Origin of the sequence: Azospirillum brasilense (genome assembly GCF_008365405.1) — a bacterium.
In the GTDB taxonomy this organism is placed as follows: domain Bacteria; phylum Pseudomonadota; class Alphaproteobacteria; order Azospirillales; family Azospirillaceae; genus Azospirillum; species Azospirillum brasilense_D.
Map to the genome: position 1 here is coordinate 351595 of NZ_QOKV01000001.1, position 23896 is coordinate 375490.

General features: G+C 69.7%; 20 protein-coding genes. 13 read left to right on the top strand and 7 right to left on the bottom strand.

The window, feature by feature from the left end:
* The first annotated feature begins 14 nt into the window (after positions 1-14).
* From DS837_RS01615 to DS837_RS01655, 9 genes are all read left to right on the top strand, one after another.
* The gene (locus DS837_RS01615; protein ID WP_149163150.1) at positions 15-1166 is read left to right on the top strand and encodes a Gfo/Idh/MocA family protein; all 1152 of its coding nucleotides are present in this window, start codon (positions 15-17) and stop codon (positions 1164-1166) included.
* A 16-nt stretch (positions 1167-1182) separates the two neighbouring features.
* Positions 1183-2355 (top strand): dihydrodipicolinate synthase family protein, encoded by a 1173-nt coding sequence (locus DS837_RS01620; RefSeq protein ID WP_149163151.1) that lies wholly within the window; start codon positions 1183-1185, stop codon positions 2353-2355.
* Between the two features lie 171 nt (positions 2356-2526).
* Positions 2527-3390 carry a sugar phosphate isomerase/epimerase family protein gene (locus DS837_RS01625; protein ID WP_149163152.1) on the top strand — a complete coding sequence of 288 codons (864 nt, stop codon included), beginning with the start codon at positions 2527-2529 and terminating at the stop codon, positions 3388-3390.
* Between the two features lie 212 nt (positions 3391-3602).
* Positions 3603-4922, top strand: a complete 1320-nt coding sequence (gene urtA, locus DS837_RS01630) for an urea ABC transporter substrate-binding protein (protein WP_149163153.1) — start codon at positions 3603-3605, stop codon at positions 4920-4922.
* Positions 4923-5111: 189 nt separating this feature from the next.
* Complete coding sequence (gene urtB / locus DS837_RS01635) at positions 5112-6728, top strand: urea ABC transporter permease subunit UrtB (RefSeq protein WP_149163154.1); 1617 nt, start codon at positions 5112-5114, stop codon at positions 6726-6728.
* A gap of 4 nt (positions 6729-6732) precedes the next feature.
* The gene (urtC, locus tag DS837_RS01640; RefSeq protein WP_149163155.1) at positions 6733-7872 is read left to right on the top strand and encodes an urea ABC transporter permease subunit UrtC; all 1140 of its coding nucleotides are present in this window, start codon (positions 6733-6735) and stop codon (positions 7870-7872) included.
* Positions 7873-7877: 5 nt separating this feature from the next.
* Entirely contained in the window at positions 7878-8624 is a 747-nt protein-coding gene (gene urtD / locus DS837_RS01645; RefSeq protein ID WP_035675131.1) for an urea ABC transporter ATP-binding protein UrtD, read from the top strand.
* 175 nt (positions 8625-8799) lie between these two features.
* On the top strand, positions 8800-9495 hold the full coding sequence (gene urtE, locus DS837_RS01650; protein WP_094306347.1) for an urea ABC transporter ATP-binding subunit UrtE: 696 nt from the start codon (positions 8800-8802) through the stop codon (positions 9493-9495).
* 183 nt (positions 9496-9678) lie between these two features.
* Positions 9679-11091 carry a M20/M25/M40 family metallo-hydrolase gene (locus tag DS837_RS01655; protein WP_149163156.1) on the top strand — a complete coding sequence of 471 codons (1413 nt, stop codon included), beginning with the start codon at positions 9679-9681 and terminating at the stop codon, positions 11089-11091.
* A 45-nt stretch (positions 11092-11136) separates the two neighbouring features.
* On the opposite strand, the gene DS837_RS01660 is transcribed toward DS837_RS01655, so the two are convergent.
* A complete protein-coding gene (locus tag DS837_RS01660) occupies positions 11137-13599 on the bottom strand; it encodes an ankyrin repeat domain-containing protein (RefSeq protein ID WP_149163157.1) in 2463 nt (820 codons plus the stop codon).
* A 205-nt stretch (positions 13600-13804) separates the two neighbouring features.
* Here DS837_RS01660 and DS837_RS01665 point away from each other — a divergent pair, with 205 nt between their 5' ends.
* Together DS837_RS01665 and DS837_RS01670 are read left to right on the top strand one after the other, a co-directional pair.
* Entirely contained in the window at positions 13805-14719 is a 915-nt protein-coding gene (locus DS837_RS01665) for an ROK family protein (protein ID WP_149163158.1), read from the top strand.
* 71 nt (positions 14720-14790) lie between these two features.
* Positions 14791-15120 (top strand): hypothetical protein, encoded by a 330-nt coding sequence (locus DS837_RS01670; protein ID WP_149163159.1) that lies wholly within the window; start codon positions 14791-14793, stop codon positions 15118-15120.
* Positions 15121-15365: 245 nt separating this feature from the next.
* On the opposite strand, the gene nagA is transcribed toward DS837_RS01670, so the two are convergent.
* Positions 15366-16553 carry an N-acetylglucosamine-6-phosphate deacetylase gene (nagA, locus tag DS837_RS01675; protein WP_211102040.1) on the bottom strand — a complete coding sequence of 396 codons (1188 nt, stop codon included), beginning with the start codon at positions 16551-16553 and terminating at the stop codon, positions 15366-15368.
* A gap of 508 nt (positions 16554-17061) precedes the next feature.
* Here nagA and otsB point away from each other — a divergent pair.
* Both otsB and DS837_RS01685 read left to right on the top strand, forming a co-directional pair.
* Entirely contained in the window at positions 17062-17886 is an 825-nt protein-coding gene (gene otsB, locus DS837_RS01680) for a trehalose-phosphatase (RefSeq protein WP_149163160.1), read from the top strand.
* A gap of 77 nt (positions 17887-17963) precedes the next feature.
* Positions 17964-18209, top strand: coding sequence for a hypothetical protein (locus DS837_RS01685; protein WP_149163161.1), 246 nt, complete (start codon positions 17964-17966; stop codon positions 18207-18209).
* A gap of 22 nt (positions 18210-18231) precedes the next feature.
* Here the strand turns inward: DS837_RS01685 and DS837_RS01690 are convergent, their stop codons facing one another.
* The 5 genes from DS837_RS01690 to DS837_RS01710 form a co-directional block, all read right to left on the bottom strand.
* Entirely contained in the window at positions 18232-18948 is a 717-nt protein-coding gene (locus DS837_RS01690) for an ABC transporter ATP-binding protein (RefSeq protein WP_149163162.1), read from the bottom strand.
* The gene (locus DS837_RS01695) at positions 18945-19691 is read right to left on the bottom strand and encodes an ABC transporter ATP-binding protein (RefSeq protein ID WP_149163163.1); all 747 of its coding nucleotides are present in this window, start codon (positions 19689-19691) and stop codon (positions 18945-18947) included. The genes DS837_RS01690 and DS837_RS01695 overlap by 4 nt, the downstream gene beginning before the upstream one ends.
* Positions 19688-21529, bottom strand: coding sequence for an ABC transporter permease (locus DS837_RS01700; RefSeq protein ID WP_149163164.1), 1842 nt, complete (start codon positions 21527-21529; stop codon positions 19688-19690). The genes DS837_RS01695 and DS837_RS01700 overlap by 4 nt, the downstream gene beginning before the upstream one ends.
* 169 nt (positions 21530-21698) lie before the next feature.
* On the bottom strand, positions 21699-22943 hold the full coding sequence (locus tag DS837_RS01705) for an ABC transporter substrate-binding protein (RefSeq protein WP_149163165.1): 1245 nt from the start codon (positions 22941-22943) through the stop codon (positions 21699-21701).
* 173 nt (positions 22944-23116) lie between these two features.
* Positions 23117-23557, bottom strand: a complete 441-nt coding sequence (locus DS837_RS01710) for a MarR family winged helix-turn-helix transcriptional regulator (RefSeq protein WP_149163166.1) — start codon at positions 23555-23557, stop codon at positions 23117-23119.
* Between the last annotated feature and the right edge of the window lie 339 nt (positions 23558-23896).

Consider the following 23896-nt stretch of genomic DNA (forward strand, 5'->3'; position numbering starts at 1 on the left):
GGGAGTCCCCTGACATGAGCACGAAGCGCCTTGGTATCATCATGCATGGCGTGACCGGCCGCATGGGCATGAACCAGCACCTGATCCGGTCGATCCTCGCCATCCGGGCGCAAGGCGGCGTCACGTTGTCCGACGGGTCCCGCGTCATGCCGGACCCCATCCTGGTCGGGCGCAACGCCGAGAAGATCCGCGAACTGGCCCAGCGCCACGGCGTGGAGCGCTGGACCGACAATCTGGACGCGGCCCTGACCAACCCGAACGACACGATCTTCTTCGACGCCGGCACCACCCAGATGCGCCCGACGCTGCTGGAGGCGGCGATCCGCGCCGGCAAACACGTCTATTGCGAGAAGCCCATCGCCACCAACCTGGAGGAGGCGCTGCGCGTCGTCCGGCTGGCCGAGGAGGCCGGGGTGAAGAACGGCACCGTGCAGGACAAGCTGTTCCTGCCCGGCCTGCAGAAGCTGAAGATGCTGCGCGACAGCGGCTTCTTCGGGAAGATCCTCTCGGTGCGCGGCGAGTTCGGCTATTGGGTGTTCGAGGGCGACTGGCAGCCGGCGCAGCGCCCCTCCTGGAATTACCGCGAGGAGGACGGCGGCGGCATCATCCTCGACATGGTCTGCCACTGGCGCTACGTGCTCGACAATCTGTTCGGGCAGGTGAAGAGCGTTTCCTGCCTCGGCGCCATCCACATCCCGGAGCGCTGGGACGAGCAGGGCAAGCGCTATCAGGCCACCGCCGACGACGCGGCCTACGCCACCTTCGAGCTGGAGGGCGGGGTCATCGCCCACATCAACTCCTCCTGGGCGACGCGGGTGTACCGCGACGATCTGGTGACCTTCCAGGTGGACGGCACCCACGGCTCGGCCGTCGCGGGTTTGAGCGACTGCGTGATCCAGCCGCGCCAGGGCACGCCGCGCCCGGTGTGGAACCCGGACCAGAAGCAGACCATGGACTTCTACGCGACGTGGCAGCCGGTGCCCGACAACCAGCCGACCGACAACGGCTTCAAGACGCAGTGGGAATCCTTCATCCGCCACGTCGTCGAGGACGCTCCCTTCGACCACGGCCTGATCGAGGGCGCCAAGGGCGTGCAGCTCGTCGAGGCCGCGCTGAAGAGCTGGAAGGAGCGCCGCTGGGTCGACGTTCCCTCGCTGACCGCCTGACCGGAGGGCCTTGTCCATGGCACTGACCATCAAGCTGCCGCGCGCCGACCGGTCGCTGGAAAGCTACGAGGTCGCTCCGGCGCGGGGCTTCCCCGCCCGCACCGACCGACCCTTGAACCGCGTGGCCTACGCCGCCGCCCACATGGTGGCCGACCCGCTGGCCGACAACGACCCCTGGCTGACCCCGGCCATCGACTGGGACCGCACCATCGCCTTCCGCGAGCATCTGTGGGACCTCGGCTTCGGCGTGGCCGAGGCGATGGACACCGCGCAGCGCGGCATGGGGTTGGACTGGAACGCCTCGCTGGAGCTGATCCGGCGCTCCCTGACCGCGGCGAAGGCGCGCGGCAACGCGCTGATCGCCTGCGGGGCCGGCACCGACCATCTGGCGCCGGAGGACGCCCGCTCGCTCGACGACGTGATCCGCGCCTATGAGACACAGGTCGCCGCGGTCGAGGACCTTGGCGGGCGGGTGATCCTGATGGCGTCGCGCGCGCTCGCCCGCGTCGCCAAGGGGCCGGACGACTATGTCCGGGTCTACAGCCGCATCCTCTCCCAGGTGCGCCAGCCGGTGATCCTCCACTGGCTGGGCGACATGTTCGACCCGGCGCTGGCTGGCTATTGGGGAACCAACGACTTCCCGGTGGCGCTCGACACGGCGGTCGGCATCATCAACGACTTCGCGGCCAAGGTCGACGGGGTGAAGATTTCCCTGCTCGACAAGGACAAGGAGATCGTCATGCGCCGCCGTCTGGCCCCCGGCGTGCGCATGTACACCGGCGACGATTTCAACTACGCGGAGCTGATCGCCGGCGACGCGGAGGGCCATTCCGACGCTCTGCTGGGCATCTTCGACGCCATCGCCCCGGCGGCGGCGGCGGCGCTTGCCGAACTGGCGGCGGGGGAGGAGGGGCGCTTCCACGAGATCCTGGCGCCGACCGTTCCGCTGTCCCGCCACATCTTCAAGGCGCCGACCCGCTTCTACAAGACCGGGGTGGTCTTCATGGCCTACCTGAACGGTCACCAGGACCATTTCACAATGATCGGCGGGCAGGAGGGCACGCGCTCCACCCTGCACCTGGCGGAGATCTTCCGGCTGGCCGACAAGGCCGGGCTGCTGCGCGACCCGGAGGAAGCGGTGTGGCGCATGGCCGACGTCCTGGCCGTCCGCGGCATCGAAGCGGTGTGAGGATAATTCCCTCTCCCGCCCCGGGAGAGGGAAGGGGCCCGCGCGATGCGCGGGAAGGGTGAGGGAGCCGCCAAGGATCAGTGCGTCGATCCTCCCACGACCCTCACCCGCCCGCTGTCGCGGGCACCCTCTCCCGGGGCGGGAGAGGGATGAAGGAAAAGGACCACGATCATGCGCGACTTCTCCGGCGATCATCGCTGGCTGTCCATCAACACGGCCACGGTGCGCAAGCAGGGCGACCTTCTGCAGATCTTCGACGCCTGCGCCCGCCACGGCATCCGCGCCGTCTCCCCCTGGCGGGATCAGGTGGCCGCGGTGGGGCTGGACCGCGCTGTCCGGGCGGTGAGTGAGCTGGGTCTGGAACTGTCCGGCTACTGCCGCGGCGGCATGTTCCCCGCCGATCCCGACCGCCGGGCCGAGGTGCGCGACGACAACCGCCGCGCCGTGGACGAGGCGGTGGCGCTGGGCGCGCCCTGCCTCGTGCTGGTGGTCGGCGGGCTGCCGCAATTCTCCCGCCCCGGTTCCCCGCCGTCCAAGGACATCGCTCTGGCCCGCGCCCAGGTCGAGGACGGCATCGCCGAACTGCTGGAGCATGCCCGCGGCGCCGGAATGCCGCTCGCCATCGAGCCGCTGCACCCGATGTACGCCGCCGACCGCGCCTGCGTGAACACGATGCGCCACGCGCTGGACCTCTGCGACCGGCTGGACCCGCAGGGAACCGGCGCGCTGGGCGTGGCGTTGGACGTCTACCATGTCTGGTGGGACCCGGAGCTGGAGGCGCAGATCCACCGGGCGGGCAAGAGCCGCCTCTGTGCCTTCCATGTGTGCGACTGGCTGGTGCCGACCGCCGACCTGCTGGAGGACCGCGGCATGATGGGCGACGGGGTTATCGACATTCCGATGATCCGCGGCCGGGTGGAAGCCTGCGGATTCCAAGGCTATTCCGAGGTCGAAATATTCTCGCGCCACTGGTGGACCCGACCTTTGGATGAGGTGTTGTCCATCTGTATCGAGCGGCATCGGTCTTCGGTGTGAGGGATCGCCTAATTTTCAGTCATTTCGGCATTTATGGCTAAAATGTGGGCTGATTGTGGCCGCGTGCATAATTCGTAAGCGAATGCTTGGCCGTGAGCGGCCGCGGATTCCCTGAGGCGGCGGCATTGCGCCGCGTCGTGGCATCACATTTGCGAAGGACACCCCCGGGCGCCTGAGGCGGGCGCCAGACCAAAGAACGGGGGGTATTCACAATGTTGAAGACGGGGTTCCAGTCGGGCTTCAAGACCGGTCGCACCCTTGCGGCGGCCGCGGGTCTTGCCGTCACGTTCGCCGCGGGCTTCGCCGCCCCGGCGTCGGCCCAGGACACCATCAAGGTCGGCATCCTCCATTCCCTGTCGGGCACCATGGCGATCAGCGAGACCACGCTGAAGGACGTCATGCTGATGCTCATCGAAGAGCAGAACAAGAAGGGCGGCGTTCTCGGCAAGAAGCTGGAACCGGTCGTCGTCGATCCCGCCTCCAACTGGCCCCTGTTCGCCGAGAAGGCGCGCGAGCTGGTCAGCAAGGACAAGGTGGCCGCGGTGTTCGGCTGCTGGACCTCGGTCAGCCGCAAGTCCGTCCTGCCGGTGTTCGAGGAGCTGAACAGCATCCTGTTCTACCCGGTGCAGTATGAGGGCGAGGAGTCCTCGCGCAACGTCTTCTACACCGGCGCCGCCCCGAACCAGCAGGCGATCCCCGCCGTCGACTATCTGGCGGCGACCGAAGGCGTGCAGCGCTGGGTGCTGGCCGGCACCGACTACGTCTACCCACGCACGACCAACAAGATCCTGGAAACCTATCTGAAGTCCAAGGGCGTGAAGTCCGAGGACATCATGATCAACTACACCCCGTTCGGCCATTCCGACTGGCAGAACATCGTCGCCGACATCAAGAAGTTCGGCTCCGCCGGCAAGAAGACCGCGGTCGTCTCGACCATCAACGGCGACGCCAACGTCCCCTTCTACAAGGAGTTGGGCAACCAGGGCGTCAAGGCGCAGGACATCCCGGTGGTCGCCTTCTCGGTGGGTGAGGAGGAACTGGCCGGCATCGACACCAAGCCGCTGGTCGGCCATCTCGCCGCCTGGAACTACTTCATGTCGGTGGACACGCCGGAGAACAGCGACTTCATCAAGAAGTGGCAGGCCTACACCAAGAACGACAAGCGCGTCACCAACGACCCGATGGAGGCCCACTACATCGGCTTCAACATGTGGGTGAAGGCGGTCGAGAAGGCCGGCACGACTGACAGCAACGCGGTGATTGACAGCCTCGTCGGCGTGTCCGTCCCGAACCTGACCGGCGGCTACTCGGCCATGCTGCCGAACCACCACATCACCAAGCCGGTGCTGATCGGCGAGGTGCAGGAGAACGGCCAGTTCGAGACCGTCTCCAAGACGCCGGGCCTCGTGGTCGGCGACGAGTGGTCGGACTTCCTGCCGGACAGCAAGGACCTGATCTCCGATTGGCGCGCCCCGATGTCCTGCGGCAACTTCAACGTGAAGACCGGCAAGTGCGGCGGCAAGGGGTCGTGAGGACCGTCTGAACGCCTTTTGGTGACTGGCTGCGTGGTGCCCCCTCCCTAACCCTCCCCCGCTTCGCAGGGGAGGGGATAAAACTTCCTCTCCCGCCCAGCGGGGGAGGGAAGGGGCCCGCGAAGCGGGAAGGGTGGGGGCAACGCCCTCTTCCAGAATAACGACTTTCGACACATCACAGGAACCGCGATGCACCGCGCATTCTGCTGGCTGCTGGCCGCGTTTCTGGCGCTGGCCGCACCATCCGCCTTCGCCGCCGATCTGGCCTCGCTGGTCCGCGGCCTGGGCGCCGGCAGCTACGCCGAGACCGAGAGGGCCATCGCCGGGCTGGCCGAGACGGGCGATCCCGCCGTCGTGCCGGTGCTGGAATCCCTCCAGGCCGGCGACCTGCACGTCCGCAAGGCGGACGGCGCCGTGGTCGTCGCCAAGCGCGCCGGCAACGGCTACGCACTGACCGACCCGCTGACCGGCGCTGCGCTGGGCGAGGCGGACCGCAACGCGGTCGAGAAGATCCGCATCAACAACGCTTTGCGTCGCACGATCAGCGCGACGCTCGGCGCGCTCACGCTGATGAGCCCCGACGCCAACACGCGCCGACAGGCCGCCGAGGCGGTGTTCAAGAGCCGCGACGCCAACGCGCTGGACGCGCTCAACACGGCCCTGGCCAAGGAAACCGACGAGCGCGTGCGCCGCGCGATGACCCAGGCGCGGGCCTCCGTCCTGCTGGCCGGGGACGCTCCCGACGCCGACAAGATCGCCGCCGTCGCGGTGCTTCAGGAGCGCGGCGACCAGGATGCGCTGGCCCTGCTGAACGGCGCTGCCAACAGCGTCTCCAACGGGGGCAACGACGCGGTGAAGGACGCCGCGAAGAAGGCCATCGCGTCCGTCGAGCAGCGGCTCGCCCTGTGGGGCGCCGCGCAAAATCTGTGGTACGGCCTGTCGCTCGGCTCGGTGCTGCTGCTGGCGGCGATCGGGCTGGCCGTCACCTTCGGCGTCATGGGCGTCATCAACATGGCGCATGGCGAGATGGTGATGATCGGCGCCTACGCCACCTTCCTGGTGCAGGAGGCCTTCCGCCAGTGGGCGCCGGGCCTGTTCGACTTCTCCATCCTGGTGGCTCTGCCCGTCGCCTTCCTGGTCTCCGGCGCGGTCGGCGTCGCCATCGAGCGCAGCGTGATCCGCTGGCTCTACGGGCGTCCGCTGGAAACGCTGCTGGCGACCTGGGGCCTGTCGCTGGCGCTCCAGCAGGCGGTGCGCTCCATCTTCGGGCCGACGAACCGTGAGGTCGGTGCCCCGTCCTGGATGTCCGGCGCCTTCGAGCTGGGCGGGCTGACCATCACCTACGGGCGGCTGTGGATCGTCGTCTTCGCCTTCCTCGTCTTCGGCGCGCTGCTGGTGGCGCTGCGCAAGACGTGGTTCGGGCTGAGCATCCGCGCCGTCACCCAGAACCGCAGCATGGCCAACGCCATGGGCATCCGCACCGCGCGGGTGGACGCGCTGACCTTCGGGCTCGGCTCCGGCATCGCCGGGCTGGCCGGGGTGGCGCTGAGCCAGATCGACAACGTCAGCCCCAACCTGGGCCAGGGCTACATCATCGACAGCTTCATGGTCGTGGTGTTCGGCGGCGTCGGCAACCTGTGGGGCACGCTGGTCGGCGCGCTGGCGCTCGGCGGCGTGAACAAGTTCCTGGAGCCCTACGCGGGCGCGGTGCTGGGCAAGATCCTGGTGCTGATCTTCATCATCCTGTTCATCCAACGGCGTCCGCGCGGCCTGTTCGCGCTGAAGGGCCGGGCGGTGGAGGCCTGATCCGATGCTGACCCGCTTCTTCCTGATGGGCCTCGACAAGAAGGCCGGCGTGCTGCTGACCGTCCTGGCGGTGCTGGCCGTGGCGGTGCCGTTCATGGCGCTGGGCACCGCCCCGGACTCGCCCTGGCACCTCTCCACCCACACGGTGGCGCTGCTCGGCAAGTATCTGTGCTTCGCCCTGCTGGCGTTGTCGCTCGATCTCGTCTGGGGCTTTGTCGGCATCCTGTCGCTGGGCCACGCCGCCTTCTTCACGCTCGGCGGCTACGCCATGGGCATGTACCTGATGCGGCAGATCGGCTCGCGCGGGGTCTACGGCAACGCCGACCTGCCGGACTTCATGGTCTTCCTGAACTGGACGGAGCTGCCCTGGTACTGGCACGGCTTCGACCAGTTCTGGTTCGCCGCGATCATGGTGATGCTGGTGCCGGGCCTGCTCGCCTTCGCCTTCGGCTGGTTCGCCTTCCGCTCGCGAGTCACCGGCGTCTATCTGTCGATCATCACGCAGGCGATGACCTTCGCGCTGATGCTGGCCTTCTTCCGCAACGACATGGGGCTGGGCGGCAACAACGGCCTGACCGACTTCAAGGAGATCCTGGGCTTCGACGTCCAGGCCGCCTCGACCCGCGTCGGTCTGTTCGTGGCGACGGTGGTGGCGCTGGCCGCCGGCTACATCCTGGCCTCCGCGGTGGTGGCATCCAAGCTGGGCAAGGTGCTGATCGCCGTGCGCGACGCGGAGAGCCGGGTGCGCTTCCTGGGCTACGAGACCGACCGCTACAAGCTGTTCGCCTGGACGCTGTCGGCCTGCATGGCCGGCGTGGCGGGCGCGCTCTACGTGCCGCAGGTGGGCATCATCAACCCGTCGGAATTCTCGCCCGCCAGCAGCATCGAGGCGGTGATCTGGGTCGCCGTCGGCGGGCGCGGCACGCTGGCCGGGCCGGTGCTGGGCGCGGTGCTGGTGAATTTCGGCAAGAGCTACTTCACGGCGGCGCTGCCGGAGCTGTGGCTGTTCGCGCTGGGCGGCCTGTTCGTCCTGGTCACGCTGTTCCTGCCCAAGGGCATCCTGGGTCTGGCGGCGCAGCTCCGCGACCGGCTGCCGGCGCGCGCCACGGTTGCCGCCAAGCCGGCGGACCAGAAGGGAGTCTGAGAGAGATGAGCACGGAAGACACCCTGCTGTATCTGGACGGCGTGTCGGTCAGCTTCGACGGGTTCCGGGCGCTGAACAGCCTGTCGCTGGTCATCGAGCCGGGCGAGATGCGGGCGATCATCGGCCCGAACGGCGCCGGCAAGACGACCATGATGGACGTCATCACCGGCAAGACCCGGCCCGACACCGGCACCATCCTGTTCGAGGGCCGGACCGACCTGACCAGCCTGCGCGAGCCGGCCATCGCCAACCTGGGCATCGGCCGCAAGTTCCAGCGTCCCACCGTGTTCGAGATGCACACGGTCTGGGACAATCTGGAACTGTCGCTGAAGGCGCCGCGCCGTCCGCTGAAGACGCTGACCTATTCGGCCACGCGCGAGGACCGGGCGCGGATCGAGGAGATCCTCGACATCACCCGCCTGTCGCCGCGGCGCGACCGCCCGGCGGGCAGCCTGTCGCACGGCGAGAAGCAGTGGCTGGAGATCGGCATGCTGCTGGCCCAGGACCCGAAGCTTCTGCTGGTCGACGAGCCGGTGGCCGGCATGACCGACGCCGAGACGGAACAGACCGCCCATCTGCTGAAGGACATCGCCGGCAAGCATTCGGTGATCGTCGTGGAGCACGACATGGTCTTCGTCCGCGAACTGGGCGTGAAGGTCACGGTGCTGCACGAGGGCTCGGTGCTGGCCGAAGGCTCGCTCGACACGGTGAGCGCCAACAAGCAGGTCATCGACGTCTATCTGGGTCGGTGACCGCTAACGACAATCCCTCTCCCGTCCCGGAAGAGGGTGCCCGCGCAGCGGGCGGGTGAGGGTCGTGCAAGGATCAAGGCACTGTTTCTTGCCGGTACCCTCACCCTCCCATGCTGCGCATGGGTCCCCCCCCTCTCCCGAGGCGGGAGAGGGGTTTTGGATCAGAGGAAGTTGCATGCTCGACGTACGGTCTGTCGATCTCCATTACGGCGCGGCGCAGGCGTTGCGCGGCGTGTCGCTGACGGCGGAGGTGGGGAAGGTCACCTGCCTGCTGGGGCGCAACGGCGTCGGCAAGTCGTCGCTGCTGCGCGCCATCGTCGGGCTGAAGCCGGTGACCGGCGGCACCATCGCCTGGGACGGCGGCGACATCACCAAGCTCGCACCCTCCGAACGGGCGCGGCGCGGCATCGCCTATGTCCCGCAGGGGCGCGAGATCTTCCCGCTGCTGACGGTGCGGGAAAACCTGCTGACCGGCTACGCGCCGCTGAAGCGCGCCGACCGCTCCATCCCCGACGAGGTGTTCGAGCTGTTCCCGGTGCTGAAGTCCATGCTCGACCGCCGCGGCGGCGACCTGTCGGGCGGGCAGCAGCAGCAGCTCGCCATCGGGCGGGCGCTGGTGACGCGGCCCCGGCTGCTGGTGCTGGACGAGCCGACCGAGGGCATCCAGCCCTCCATCATCAAGGACATCGGGCGGGCCATTTCCTACCTGCGCGACAAGGGCACCATGGCGATCCTGCTGGTCGAGCAATATTTCGAGTTCGCCCGCGATCTGGCCGACGACTGGGCGGTGATGGAGCGCGGCGAGGTCATGCTGGCGGGCAGCCGCGACGGGCTGGAGGAGAGCGAGGTCCGGCGGTACCTGACCGTTTGACGCGCCTGCGTCCAGGGCATCCTCGCGATGGCGGAGCCGCGGTCCCGCCATCCTGTGCTTCCCGTGGCGGGCACCGGGAACGCCGCCATCGCGAGGATGGCACCCCTGCGCTTTGTGGAGCTTGGCGCGGAACCGCGATGCGCTACCATCGCTGCCAGTCATTCACACCGAAGGCAGTTCCGAATGTCGAGCGTCCTGTCAGCCGACCCCGTTCTCCAGCAGGTTGACCGCGGTTTTGAAGACTCCCTGGGCCGCCTCTGCGACCTGCTGCGCATCCCCAGCGTCAGCACCGACCCGGCCTACAAGGGCGATGTGCGCCGCGCCGCGGACTGGCTGGTGCGCGAGCTGAGCGGGCTGGGCTTCGACGCCTCCGTGCGCGAGACGGCCGGCCATCCCGCGGTCGTCGCCCACCATCCGGGGCCGGGCGGCGCCCCGGACAACACGGATGTGCCGCACATCCTCTATTACGGCCATTACGACGTGCAGCCGGCGGAGCCGCTGGAGCTGTGGAACAGCCCGCCCTTCGAGCCGGCCATCGTCGAGGCCGAGCATGGCCGCCGCATCGTCGCCCGCGGCGCCGTGGACGACAAGGGTCAGGTGATGACCTTCATCGAGGCGTTCCGCGCTTGGCACGCCGTGCACGGCACCCTGCCGATCCGCGTGACCGTCCTGCTGGAGGGCGAGGAGGAAACCGGCAGCCCGAACCTGCTGCCCTTCCTGAAGGCCAACGCGGAGGAGCTGAAGGCCGACGTCTGCGTCATCACCGACACCAACGCCTGGAACATCGACACCCCGGCCATCACCACCCGGCTGCGCGGCCTGCTCTACGTCGAGGCGACGCTGCATGGGCCGAGCCACGACCTGCATTCCGGCATGTTCGGCGGCGCGGTGCTGAACCCGATCAACGCGCTGACCCGCATTCTCGGCCAGATTCACGACGAGGACGGGCGCGTCCGCTTCCCCGGCTTCTACGACGACGTGGCCGAGCCGACGGACGAGGAAAAGGCGATGTGGCGCGACCTCGGCTTCGACGAGAGCGCCTTCCTGGCCGGCGTCGGGCTGAAGACCCCGGCGGGCGAGGCCGGGCGCAGCGCGCTGGAGCGGCTGTGGTCGCGCCCGACCTGCGACATCAACGGCATCTGGGGCGGTTACACCGGGGAGGGGTCAAAGACGGTCATCGCGTCCAAGGCGTCGGCCAAGCTGTCCTGCCGCCTCGTGCCCGCTCAGGAACCGGAAAAGATCCTGTCCGGCATCCGCAGCTTTCTGGAGGAGCGCACCCCGGCCGACGGGCGCTGGGAGATCAAGGTGTTCGGCCGCTCGCCAGGCGTCCAGGTGCCGACCGACAGCCCCTATCTGCGCGCCGCCATGGCGGGGCTGGGCGACGTCTTTGCCAACAAGCCGGCGCTGGTCGGCAGCGGCGGGTCGATCCCGGTCGGCGGCTACATCCGGCAGGCGCTGGGCTTCGATTCGATCTTCGTCGGCTTCGGGCTGGAGGATGACCGCATCCATTCGCCCAACGAGAAGTTCGAGGTGAAGTGCCTGCACAACGGCATCCGCTCCCACGCCGCCATGCTGGCGCGCTTCTCGGCCCTGTGAGCGCTGTGCGTCCCCCCGCTCCTTGTCGGAGCGGGGATGCATATCTCAGTGCGGCTTCAGCGCCTCGACCACCTGCATATGGCCCTGCAACGCGCCGAGGGTGAGAGCGGAGTTGCCGGCGGTGTCCATGCGGAACGGGTTGGCGCCATGCTCCACCAGCATCCGGGCCACGCGGTCGTGGCCGTTGTTGGCCGCGTACATCAGGGCCGACCAACCGTGGCTGGCCACCCGGTCCACCGACACGCCGCGGTCGACCAGGATCTTCACCACGCCTTCATGGCCGCGGGCCGCGGCGGCCATCAGGGCGGTCTTGCCGTCGTCGTTGGTGGCGTCGAGTTCGGCCCCGGCAGCGGCCAGCGCGTGGATCACCGCCTCGTGCCCGCCCCAGGCGGCGTACATCACCGCGGTGGCGCCGTCGGCGGTGCGCAGCTCCGTCTTGGCCCGGCGGTCGATCAGCAGCCGCACCGCATCGGTCAGACCCTGTTCGGAGGCCAGCATCAGCAGGGTCTTGCCGTTGTCCACCCGCTTGTTCGGATCGGCGCCGCCGTCCAGCGTGCGTTTCAGCTCGTCGGTGCGGCGCATCAGGGCGATGGCGCCGTCACGGCTGTCCAGACCGGGCCTCACCTCGGCGGTGGCCGGCGGCGCCGGCGGGGTGCCGGGCGTTGCGGAGGCCGTGGGCATGGCGGGCAGCACGCGCCCCTCGCCGGCCGCCTTGATGCGGTCGCGCAGGTCGCCGGTGTTCGGGGCGACGATCAGGGCGCGCTCGTAGAAGCGCCGCGCCTCGTCCCAATTGCCGTCGCGCTCCGCGAGCGAGGCCCAGCGACGGTAGGTCTCCTCCATGGTCGTCAGGAGTTCCTGGATCTCCGGCGTCGCCGGGGCAATCTCGCGAAGGCGCGACACCGTCTCATAGGCGTTGTTGTTCGGCGGCGTGGTCAGCAGCTTGGCGGCGATCTGCCGGCGGGCCTGATCGACCAGGGTGCGGACGCGCGGGTTCAGGCCGTTGTCGCTGGCGGAGAAGGGCGTGGACGCCGTGGGAGTCGCGGGCTGTGGCATCGCCGGTGCCGCCATCTGGGGCGCGGGTTCATCGACCAGCGGCGGCAGGGTGGCCGAGCCGGTCGGGCCTTCGCTCTGCTCCGTGCGGTATTCCGTCGCCCGTGGCTTGGGCGGTTGGGTGTGCTCCGCGGCCAGCGGATCAGCCGCCGGCACCAGCGGTTTCGGCATCTGGGCCGACGGAGCGACGGCCGGCTGTTCCGGCTTCGCCAGCGGCGCCGGATCGAGCTTTGCGACGGTCGTTGGCGAGGGCGCCGCAGGGGTGGCCGCCGGGGTGGCTGCCGTCTGGGCCGTCGTCTGGGCAGGCGGCTGGACAGCCGGCGGGCTCGCGGTGCGGGCGGCGGGAGGCGGGGTGTCGGCCCTGGTGGGCGCGGGACCGGCCACCGGCACCCCCGCCTCGGCGGGCAGGGAGGCGAGATAGGGGTTCTGCGGTCGGGCGAGCGCCAGCGTGTCGGGACCACGGCTGCCCAGGCTGGGCTCGTCCGCGAAAGGATTGTGCACCCGCTCCGTCACGAAGGTGCGGAGGTCCTGCCAGCCTTGCCGGGCGTAATCGAGCGCCCGTTCGGGCGTGGCGCCGGGAACGGCCAGGGTCACGCCGGCCCCGGCGGCGCCCAGCAGGATCAGGGTGGTGATCGCCGCTCCGGCCAGCGCGGCGCGGCGGCGCGGGCGCTTGACCGGCAGATCGGCGACCGGGGCGCCGGCCTCCGGGATCGTCCAGCCGTCCGGCGCATCCCAATCGTTGGCGGGCCAGTCGTTGGCGTCGCGTTCCGCGGCCCGGCGGGGCGGCGGCGGCGCGGCGCGCGGCGGGGCGATCACCGGTCCGGTGGAGGGGGCGGCGGAAGGAATGGCGGCTGTGGGCGCGACGGACGGGCCGGCGCCGGGAGTCATGCGGTAGATCACGCCAAGCTCGCGCACCGCTTCGGCCAGTCCGGGGCGGGCCAGGGTCCGCTCCATCTCCGGCGTGCCGCAGAGAAGGACCTGGAGGAAACGCCCGCTCGGCGTTTCGGAGCGGGTGAGGTCGATCAGGTCGGCCAGCGTCGGGGCGGCCAGGACTCCGGCGTTCTCCACCGCCAGCAGGCCGGTGCCGGCGAGGTCCAGCCGCTCCTCCAGCTCCTCGATCAGAGTGTCGAAATCGCGGTCGTCGCTGTCGGAGGGCAGGGCGGCGTCACCGGCGGCGGACACCAGATCCTCCACCTGCGCCCCGGCGCTGGCGGCGACCGGAAGCACCAGCGCCCCGTCGGAGCCGACCTGCTCGACGAGCTGGTGGAAGACCGCCGCCCGGCCGGAGCCGGCCTCGCCGACCAGCACCAGCAGCCGCTTGCGCGCCAGCAGAGCCAGGAGAAGGCCGTCGAAGACCTCCGTCTGGTCGGGGCGCAGGCCGGCGGCCTGGGGTTGGGGCTTCGCCTTCGCCGCAGAGCGATTCGAGGATGGCGTGGCTTTCGGAGCGGAACGGTCCATGGGGGCGCGCGCAATCCAATTGATGAGACGTGACACTCCTGACTCTAGTGGTCCGCCGCCGTCCTGCGACGGTGCAAAGGGACGGGACCGCCACCTCTTATGGAGAAGGAGCGCGTCGGGATGGCTGATTCAGGCGGAGCTCTGCGCTATAGGGAGGGACTGCTTTTCCACCCCGTTCACCGTCCACCCGCGCTGGGAGTCCGTCATGGGCATGGGTCCGATGCGTATCGGCGTCGATCTGGGCGGCACCAAGATCGCCGCCACCCTCCTGGCTCCCGACGGGACGGAGCGGGCGCGGCACCGCGCCGACACGCCGCGCGGCTACGCGGAGACTCTGGAGGCGCTGGCCGGCGTCGTGACGGCGCTGGAAGATCATGCGGATTGCCGGGGCGCCACGGTCGGCCTGTGCCTGCCCGGCATCGTCGACGGCGCCGCGGGCAGCGTGCACGCGGTCAACCTGCCCTGGCTGGACGGGCGGCCCTTCGCCGCCGATCTGGCGCGGACGCTGGACCGTCCGGTGCGGATCGCCAACGACGCCAACGCCTTCGTCCTGTCGGAGGCAATGGACGGCGCCGCCGCCGGGGCGCCGTTGGTCTTCGGGATCATTCTGGGCACCGGGGTCGGCGGCGGGATCGTCGCGGACCGGCGCATCCTGCCCGGTGCCAACGCCTTGGCCGGGGAGTGGGGGCACAACCCGTTGCCCTGGCGGGCGGCGGAGGACGGCCCGCCCGTGCGCTGCGGCTGTGGGCGGGAGGGCTGCATCGAGACTCTGCTGTGCGGAGCCGGTCTGGCCCGCCTGCACCGTTGGCGGACGGGGGAGGCGCTGGCCCCGCCGGAGATCGCCGCCCGTGCCGCGGCCGGCGACGCGCCGGCGCGGGCGACGCTGGACCGCCATGCCGACGCGCTGGCCCGCGCGCTGGCCGCTGTCATCAATCTGCTCGACCCCGACGTGGTGGTGGTCGGCGGAGGCTTGTCGGAGCTGCCGGGTCTTTATGAGGCCGTGCCGGCTCTTTGGGGACGCTGGGCGCTGAGTCCCGCCCCCCGCACCCGCTTCCTCTGGGCGCGCCATGGTGCCGAAAGCGGTATGCGCGGCGCGGCGTGGCTTTGGCCCAAGGAGTGATCCCTTCGGCCGATGGCCCGGATTGGCGCGGCTTTTGCTCTATACCCTCCGACACGGAAGGGAGAGGGCCCATGTTCGGCTTCATATCGGGGTTTCAGAAGGGGCGGCGCGGGTCTTCGCTGCAAACTGCAAATCAAAATGCCTATCGCAATATGCAGACGGCATCGTCGCCGCACCCTGCGGATGGCGTAATGACCAAACGTCAGTTGGAAGAGGTCTGCGTCCTTCTTCAGGACGCTGCCAACGACCTGGAAACGGTCCTTTCGGGCATGCCGATGCCCGCCGGCCGGGCCGACCTGAACGAGGCGATCGGAACGATCATGGAGACGTTGAGGCTGGTCGCCTCCGCCCATGCGCGGCTGGAACAGCCGCAGATCCATGGCGGCGCGCTGACCGACTGACGGATCCGCATGGCGGCCGAATTGACGGGCCAGAAACGCGAAAGGGCGGCTCCACCGGGGAGCCGCCCTTTCGCTTGTCCGGATGTCCGGACCCCGATCACTCGGAAACGGTCTGCCAGAAGAAGAACACGACGGCCAGAACCATCAGGGCGATGTCCATGGGTAAATCTCCTCGATGCTGCGTATGAGGGTCAAAATTCTGCGGCCTCTATACGACAGATTTGCGCGCGCGTGCAGGGGGTGTTTCACGAAACGGCCATTTTGCCGCTGATCCAGGTCGCCCGCACCCGCAGCCGCTCGTCGAGATGCACGAGGTCGGCGGCCAGACCGGGCCGGAGGCGGCCGCGACGGGCGGTCATACCCATGAAATCGGCCGGATAGGCGGAGGCCATGCGCAGCGCCTCGTCCAGCGGGATGCCGACCCGCTCCACGGCGTTGCGCACCGCCGTCGCCATGTCCAGGGCGGAACCGGCCAGCGTGCCGTCGGCGGTGACGCAACGCCCGTCCTCCACCCGGATGTCCTCGCCGTAAAGCTGGAAATTGCCGGCCGGGTGATCTTCGGGAGCGCCGACCGGCGGCATCGCGTCGGTCACCAGGAACAGCCGGCCGCGGGCCTTCGCCTTCCAGGCCAGACGGACGGAGGCGTCATGGACATGGTGTCCATCGACGATGATCCCGCACCAGACCGCATCGTCCTCCAGCGCGGCGCCGACCATGCCGGGCTCGCGGGAGCCGAGCGGACTCATGGCGTTGAACAAATGGGTCACCCCGGTGATGCCGGCGGCGAAGCCGGCCTTGGCCTGCGCCCAGGTGGCGGCGCTGTGGCCGGCGGCGACGCGCAGGCCGGCGGCGGCCAACCGACGGATCGGCTCCGGCGGGACCGCTTCCGGCGCCAGCGTGACCAGGGCCGGCAGGCCGGACAGGCCGCCGAGCAGGGCGAGGTCGCCAACGTCGGGAGGCGCGATGAACCGCGCGTCGTGGACGCCGCGGCGCTCCGGCGCGATGTGCGGACCCTCAAGATGGATGCCGAGCACGCCGGGCACGCCTTCCGACATCGCGGCGCGCACCGCGGCGACGGCGGCGGCCCGCTTGTCGGCCGAATCGGTGATGAGGGTGGGCAGCAGGCCGGTGGTGCCGAAGCGGCGGTGCGCTTCGGCGATGCGGCGCAGCGTCGGCAGGTCGGGCGTGTCGTTGAACAGTGCGCCGCCGCCGCCGTTCACCTGGAGGTCGATGAATCCGGGGGCGAGGATGCCGCCGCCCAGATCGATCACCTCGGCCTCCGGCGGAATCGCCTCGGGCGCGACGATGGCGGCGATGGCCGGGCCGTCGATCAGCAGGGCGGCGCCCGCCAACACCGAGTCGCCGGTGTGGAGCGTGGCGTTGACGAGCGCCTGCAGCGGCCGGTCGGCAACGGGACTCTGTGCGTGGTTCAAGTCGCACCCGGTGGGCTATGGCGGATGGTCAGCGGTGGGCCGACAGGAAAACCCGGCGGGGCCCACGGCGCAAGAGACCTTCATCTCGCCAAAACCCTTGATTTGGTATGGATTATGCCGCTGGATTTGTTGGGGTATGGTGTTCGTTAGGGATTGCCAGATGGGACAGGTTTCTGGCAGAAAAAAGGCCGCTGACGAACAGCGGCCTGAGTTTAGGGAGGAAACGCCCAAGAAGGGCGAAGCAGCAATCTCTTGCTGCGCTGCAAAATTAACAAAGATCTCAGGTGGGTGCAAACCCCGAAGCAATGGCCCCCATGCGGGGCCGTTGCTTTTTCCGGCATCGCTGTGACCGGAGAGTCACAATAATGTCGGGTGCGATAACATCGCTGGTGGACGCACCAGGACCCGGCATCAGGACCTTGTGGCGCGCTTTCCCGTTGTTCCGATCGTGCGCCGGCGTGACAGCGCCCACCGACGATACGCCCTGGACGATAAAGGAGAGCCGCCCGTGACCGATCAGCCGTCTCCCGCTTCCACCGAAGGCAAGCCATCGGCGCTCGTCCGGTTCGACGCCTTCGCGGCGATGCTGGGCGACCGGCGGCCCGCCGTCTTCCTCGATTATGACGGGACCCTGACGCCCATCGTGGAGCGCCCCGACCTGGCGATCCTCGACGACTCCGTGCGCGCGGTGATCCGGCGGCTGGCCGGGCTGTGTCCGGTGGCGGTGGTCAGCGGGCGCGATCTCGACGACGTGGCCCGCCATGTCGGGATCGACGACCTGATCTACGCCGGCAGCCATGGCTTCGACATCCGCGGCCCCGACCTGCGCACCCAGATCGGCGAGGAGTATCTGGGCGATCTCGACGAGGCGGAGGCGGCTCTGCTGGGGCGTCTGCACGGGGTCGAGGGCGCGCTGGTCGAGCGCAAGCGCTTCGCCATCGCCATCCACACCCGGCGGGTCGCCCGGGACCGCAAGGCGTCGGTGGGCGACGCGGTGCAGGGTGTTGCGGCCGCCTTCCCGAAGCTGCGTGTCACCGGCGGCAAGGAGATCCACGAACTGCGGCCCAACGTCCCCTGGGACAAAGGCAAGGCGGTGCTGTCGCTGCTCGATACCCTGGGGCTGGCGGGGCCGGAGACGCTGCCGCTCTACCTCGGCGACGACGAGACGGACGAGGACGCCTTCCGCGCCCTGGCGGCGCGTGGCGAAGGCCAGGGCGTCGGCATCCGCGTCATGGACCCGCCGGCCCCCAGCGCCGCCGCATGGAGCCTGAAGGACCCGGCGGAGGCCGGCGCCTTTCTCGACCGTCTGGCCGTCTGGCTGGCGGAGGGCTGAGCGAACCGGACGGTGTCCGTCGCTTTTTCCATGCGGAAGGGGTAGGATGGGCGACCGATCAATCGAGGATTTCCACCATGGACATCAGCGCGACCGGCGCACCGCGGATGCCGTCCCTCCCTGACGCCCAGGCCTCCGCCCTGGCCGGGCTTCAGGGCGCGCAGTCCCGCGCCGACGAGGCGGGCGCGCAACTCGCCGCCGGCAACCTCGACCCGGCGGTGGTGGTCAGCCTGTCCTCGGCACAGACCGACTTCGCCGCGAACGTCAAGGTGATGCAGGCCGCGCAGGACAACACCAAGCGCATCCTCGACATGCTGGCGTGATCGATCCTCACACCGCCGGCCCTCACACCGCCAGATAGGCCCGTCGCATCGTCTCATCCTCCAGCAGCGTCCGCATTGGTCCCTCGAAGCGGATCTGTCCTTTCTCGATGACGCTCGCCCGGTCGGCGACCGCGGCGGCGAAGGCGAGATTCTGTTCCGACACGAGGATCGACAGCCCCTCGGCCTTCAGGGCGCGCAGGGCGTCGGCCATCTGCTGCACGATGCGCGGGGCCAGCCCCTCCGACGGTTCGTCGAGCAGCAGGAGCGACGGGTTGCCCATCAGCGTGCGGGCGAGCGTCAGCATCTGCTGCTCGCCGCCGCTCATCCGCCCGCCGCGGCGGCCCCGCATCTCGGCGAGGTTGGGGAAGAGGGCGTAGAGCCGCTCCGGCGTCCAGTGGGGCGCGCCGTCGCGGGGCGGCTGGCGGCCGACCTCCAGGTTCTCCTCCACCGTCAGGTCGGTGAAGACGCGGCGGTCCTCCGGCACGTAGCCCAGGCCGCGCCGCGCGATGCGGTGCGGCGGCAGGGCGGAGACGTCGCGCCCGTCGAAGGCGACCGACCCGGCGCGCCGGTCGAGCAGCCCCATGATCGCCTTCATCGTCGTCGTCTTGCCGGCGCCGTTGCGGCCCATCAGGGCGACCACCTCGCCCCGGCCCACCGCGAGATCGACGCCGGTCAGGATGTGCGCCCGCCCGTACCAGGCCTGGAGCCCGCGGACGCTCAGGAGTGGCTGGCCGGTCATGCCGCACCTCCCAGATAGACGGCCTGCACCCGCGGGTCGGCGCGCACGGCGTCGGGCGAGCCCTCGGCGATCAGCTGGCCGCGGTCGAGCACGATGATGCGGGTGGCGTGGCCGAACACGACGTCCATGTCATGCTCCGTGAACAGAACCGCGAGGCCGCGCTCGCGGACGAGGGAGGAGGTCAGGGCCATCAGATCCTGCCGCTCGCCGGGGGCCATGCCGGCGGTCGGCTCGTCCATCAGCAGGATCTTCGGATCGCCGGCCAGCGCCATGGCGAGTTCGACGCGCTTCAGGTCGCCATAGGCCAGCACGCCGCAGGGCCGCTCCGCCTGGGCGCCCATGCCGACGCGCTCCAGCAGGGCCATCGCCTCGTCGCGGAACCCGGCCGCCGCCGGGGTCCACAGCCCGAACAGGCGCTTGTGGACGGAGAGCAGGACCATCTGCACATTCTCGCGCACCGTCATCGAGGCGAAGGTGGCGGTGATCTGGAAGGTGCGGCCGACGCCCATCCGCCAGATGCGGCGCGGCGGCAGACCGACGATGTCCACCCCGTCCAGCCGCACCGTGCCCGCGTCGGGCCGCAGCTGGCCGTTCAGCAGGTTGAAGCAGGTCGTCTTGCCGGCGCCGTTCGGCCCGATCAGCGCCAGCACCTCGCCGGCGTCGAGTGCGAAGGACACGCCGCGCACGGCCTGCACGCCGCCGAAGGCGCGCTGGAGATTCTCCACGGCGAGGCGGCGGCTCATGAGTCCCTCCCGCGGGTCCACAGGTCGCGGACGAAGCCGGCGACGCCCTTGGGGAAGGCCAGAACCAGCACCAGGATGACGGCTCCCAGGACCAGCCGCCACCAGTCGGTCCGGCTCATCGCCTCGGTTTCCAGCAGGTGGAACAGCGCCGCGCCCACCACCGGGCCGCTCAGCGTCTGGATGCCGCCCATCAGCACCATGACCAGCGCGTCCACCGACACCGGCACAGCCATCAGGGTGGGGAAGACGCTGCCCTTGGAAAAGGCGTAGAGTCCGCCGGCCAGCCCGGCGGCGGAGCCGGCCAGGGCGAAGCTCAGCCACTGGTGCCGCCGGACGTCGATGCCCACCGACTCGGCGCGCAGCGCGGAATCGCGCCCGGCGCGCAGCGTGTAGCCGAAGGGCGCGAAGGCGGCGCGGCGCAGCAGCAGCAGCGCGCCGCCGGCCAACGCCAGGGTCAGCCAGTAATAGGCCGCCTTGCTCGCCGCCCAGTCCGGCGGCCAGACGCCGAGGATGCCGTTGTCGCCGCCGGTGACGCCGTACCACTGGAAGGTCACCGACCAGACGATCTGCGCGAAGGCCAGCGTGAGCATGGCAAAGTAGAGCCCTGACCGCCGCACGCAGAACCAGCCCGCGGCCAGCGCCCCCAGCCCGGCGACCAGCGGGGCGGCGGCCAGCGCCAGCGGCATCGGTGCAGCCAGATGCTTGACCAGCAGGGCCGCGCCGTAGGCACCGAGCCCGAAATAGGCGGCGTGCCCGAAGGAGACGAGGCCGCCCAGCCCGATCAGCAGATGCAGGCTGGCCGCCAGCAGCGCCAGGATGACCACCTCGGTCAGCACGATCAGCGCGTAGTCGCCGGCGACCAGCGGCACCGCGGCCAGCAGGGCGAGCAGCAGGGCGGGCGCCCAGCGCGCCACGCCGGACGCGGCGATCAGCGGCGGGCCGGGGCTGGCGGCGGTGGGCGGCGCGTCCTCGGCGCGGCCGAGCAGGCCGTAGGGGCGGAGGACCAGCACCACCGCCATGAACAGGAAGACCAGGACCAGCGTGATCTGCGGGAAGACCAGGATGCCGAAGGCCTGCAACTGCCCGATCAGCAGCGAGGCGACGAAGGCGCCGGTCAGGCTGCCCATGCCGCCGACCACGACGACGACGAAGGCCTCGACCACGATGGCCATGTCCATGTGCAGGTTCACCGCCTCGCGCGGGACCTGGAGCGCGCCGCCCAGCCCGGCCAGGGCCGATCCCAGGAACAGCACCCCGGTGAACAGCCGCGCCGGATCGACGCCGAGCGCCGAGGCCATGTCGCGGTCCTGGGTCGCCGCGCGGACCAGCGTGCCCCAGCGCGTACGGTTGAAGAGCAACCAGAGCAGCCCCAGCACCAACGGCCCCAGCCCGATCAGCACGAGGTCGTAGAGGGGGAAGGGCTGGTCGAGGATGTCCACGGAGCCGCGCAGCCCCGGCGCCCGCCGGCCGAGCAAATCCTCCGACCCCCAGATCCAAGAGGCGGCGTCCTGCACCACCAGCACCACGCCGAAGGTGGCGAGCAGCTGGAACAGCTCCGGCGAACGGTAGAGGCGGCGCAGCAGCCCGATCTCCATCAGCGCGCCGAGCAGCCCGACCGCCAGCGAGGCGGCGGCCACGGCACCCCAGAAGCCCAGCGGCGTGGTTCCCCAGCGCTCCACCAGAGTCCAGCCGAGATAGGCGCCCAGCATGTAGAAGGAGCCGTGCGCGAAATTCACGATCCGCGTCACGCCGAACACGATGGTCAGCCCGGACGATACCAGGAACAGCGTCGCCGCCGTGGCGAGGCCGCTGAGGAATTGCACGAGGTAAAAGGACATCGGCTCTTTTCGGCAGGGTCGGCGGGGGAGTGGCCTTTTTGCCCCCTCCCTAACCCTCCCCCGCTGCGCGGTGGAGGGGATCAATCTCCCTCTCCTGCGGAGCGGGGGAGGGAAGGGGCCCGCGGCGCAGCCGTGGGAAGGGTGGGGGCAAGCGCGGCCCCTCCGTCCCTTACTCCGGGCGCATCTTGCGGACGGCCTCGTCGGACGGCAGATAGTCCGCGCCGTCGGCGTAGCGCCAGCCGGTCATCACGCCCTGGCCGCCCTTCACCGTGGTCTTGCCGACATAGGCGCCCATCGTCGCCTGATGGTCGAGGGCGCGGAAGGTGATCGGGCCGAAGGGGCTGGACAGCCCCAGGCCGGACAGGGCGTCCACGACCTTCTCGGCGTCGGTGGAGCCGGCCTTTTCCACGGCGGCGGCGATGGCCTTGAAGGTGGCGTAGCCGACGACCGAGCCCTGGCGCGGCGGCTCGTTGAAGCGCTTCACGTAAGCCTCGCGGAAGGCCTTGTGCTCCGGCGTGTCGATCTGCTCCTGCGGGTAGCCGGTGACGATCCAGCCCTCCGGCGCCTCGTCCTTCATGGGGTCGAGATATTCAGGCTCGCCGGTCAGCAGGCTGACGACGGTGCGGTTGCGGAACAGGCCGCGGCCCTCGCCCTCGCGCACGAACTTGGCGAGATCGGCGCCGAAGGTGACGTTGAAGATGGCGTCCGGCTTCGCCGCGGCCAGCGCCTGCACGGTCGGCCCGGCCTCCAGCTTGCCCTGGGCCGGCCATTGCTCGGCCACGAACTCGACGTCCGGACGCTTCTCCGACAGAAGCTGGCGGAACCACTGCACCGCCGATTGGCCGTACTCGTAGTTGGGGGCGACGGTGGCCCAGCGCTTGGCCGGCAGCTTCGCCGCCTCCTCCACCAGCATGGCCGCCTGCATGTAGGTGCTGGGGCGCAGGCGGAAGGTGTAGCGGTTGCCCTTGGTCCAGGTGATGGCGTCGGTCAGCGGCTCGGCCGCCACGAAGGGCACCTTGTTGCGCGCGGCGAAGTCGGCCACCGCCAGCCCGACATGGGAGAAGTAAGTGCCGGCCAGCAGTTCGACCTTCTCGTTCGACAGCAATTCCTGCGCGACGCGCACGGCGTCGTCCGGCTTGCCGGCGTCGTCGCGGGAGACGACCTCCAGCTTGCGCCCGCCGAGCAGGCCGCCCGCCGCGTTCACCTCCTCGACTGCGAGCTGCCAGCCCTGGCGGTAGGGGATCGTGAAGGCCGGCAGGCCGGTGTAGCTGTTGATCTCGCCGACGCGAATCGGCTGGCCACCCGATTGGGCCGGGGCGGTTTGCGCCTGGGCGGCGGGGATCGGCGCGGCGAAGCAAAAGGCGGCGGCGAGGGCGGCAGCGCCCGGCGCAAGCAGGAGATGGCGGCGGTTCATGGTCGGCGGTATCCCGGCGCGGTTGGCGGCTGCGTGAACGCATGGAACGGCAGCGTGAACGCAATGTCTGCGTTCATAGCAAACCCACCGCAAAAGTCACCGTTCCGTTGCGCCGCACCAGCCGGGTTTTCATTACGCCTGTTTTCCGCGGGCCGGTGCCGGAACCGCCGGCCTTACATCAGGCGGGAGAGGAGCATGAGGAAGGTCGCCTGCTCCTCCGGGGTCAGCGGGTCCAGCGTGCGGTGATGCGCCTGGGTGGCGTTTCCAAGCAGGGCGTTGACCAGCGATTGTCCGGTTCGGGTCAGGCTGACGCTGGTGCGCCGCCGGTCCTGCGGGTCCGGCTGGCGTTCCACCAGCTTGCGCTCCACGAGGCGCAGGATCACGCCCTGGGTGGTCGCCGGGTCCATGAAGGTCAGCCGGCCGAGCTGGTTCTGCGACAGCGACCCTTCGGTCCGCAGCGTGACCAGGGCGCCCCACTGGGTGGGGGTAAGCTGGGAGTCGCCGATCATGTCCATGAAGATGGAGGACGCGCGCTGATGAGCCCGGCGAAGGCGATAGTGCACCTGCCCGGTCAACAGGTAATCGTCGGTCGGAGGATGGGCGATGTGATCCATGGGCGCACACGAGCGTTGCGGAGCCGGACCGTTTCCGGTTGCGGCGGGTGTCGGCGGAACACCGTGCGACAGGTTCGGCGCCGGTCCCGGGGAATGCTCCCGGGCTCGCGCCAAATGCAGCAGGCTTCGCATTGAAGCCTAGGGATGGAAGTCGCGATAGGCAACGCTCGCCGCTGCGGCATAGGGCCACAGTCTAAGGCCGTTCACTATTTACAATGCAAAGCACTCGCGAACGAAGATGATCTGGACCTTTCAAGAATCTTTCCTGGCGGACTGAGTTGCAATCTGCATATGCGGGTGTGTTTTGGTCATACCAGACGGCAGCCCATATTTCGATTA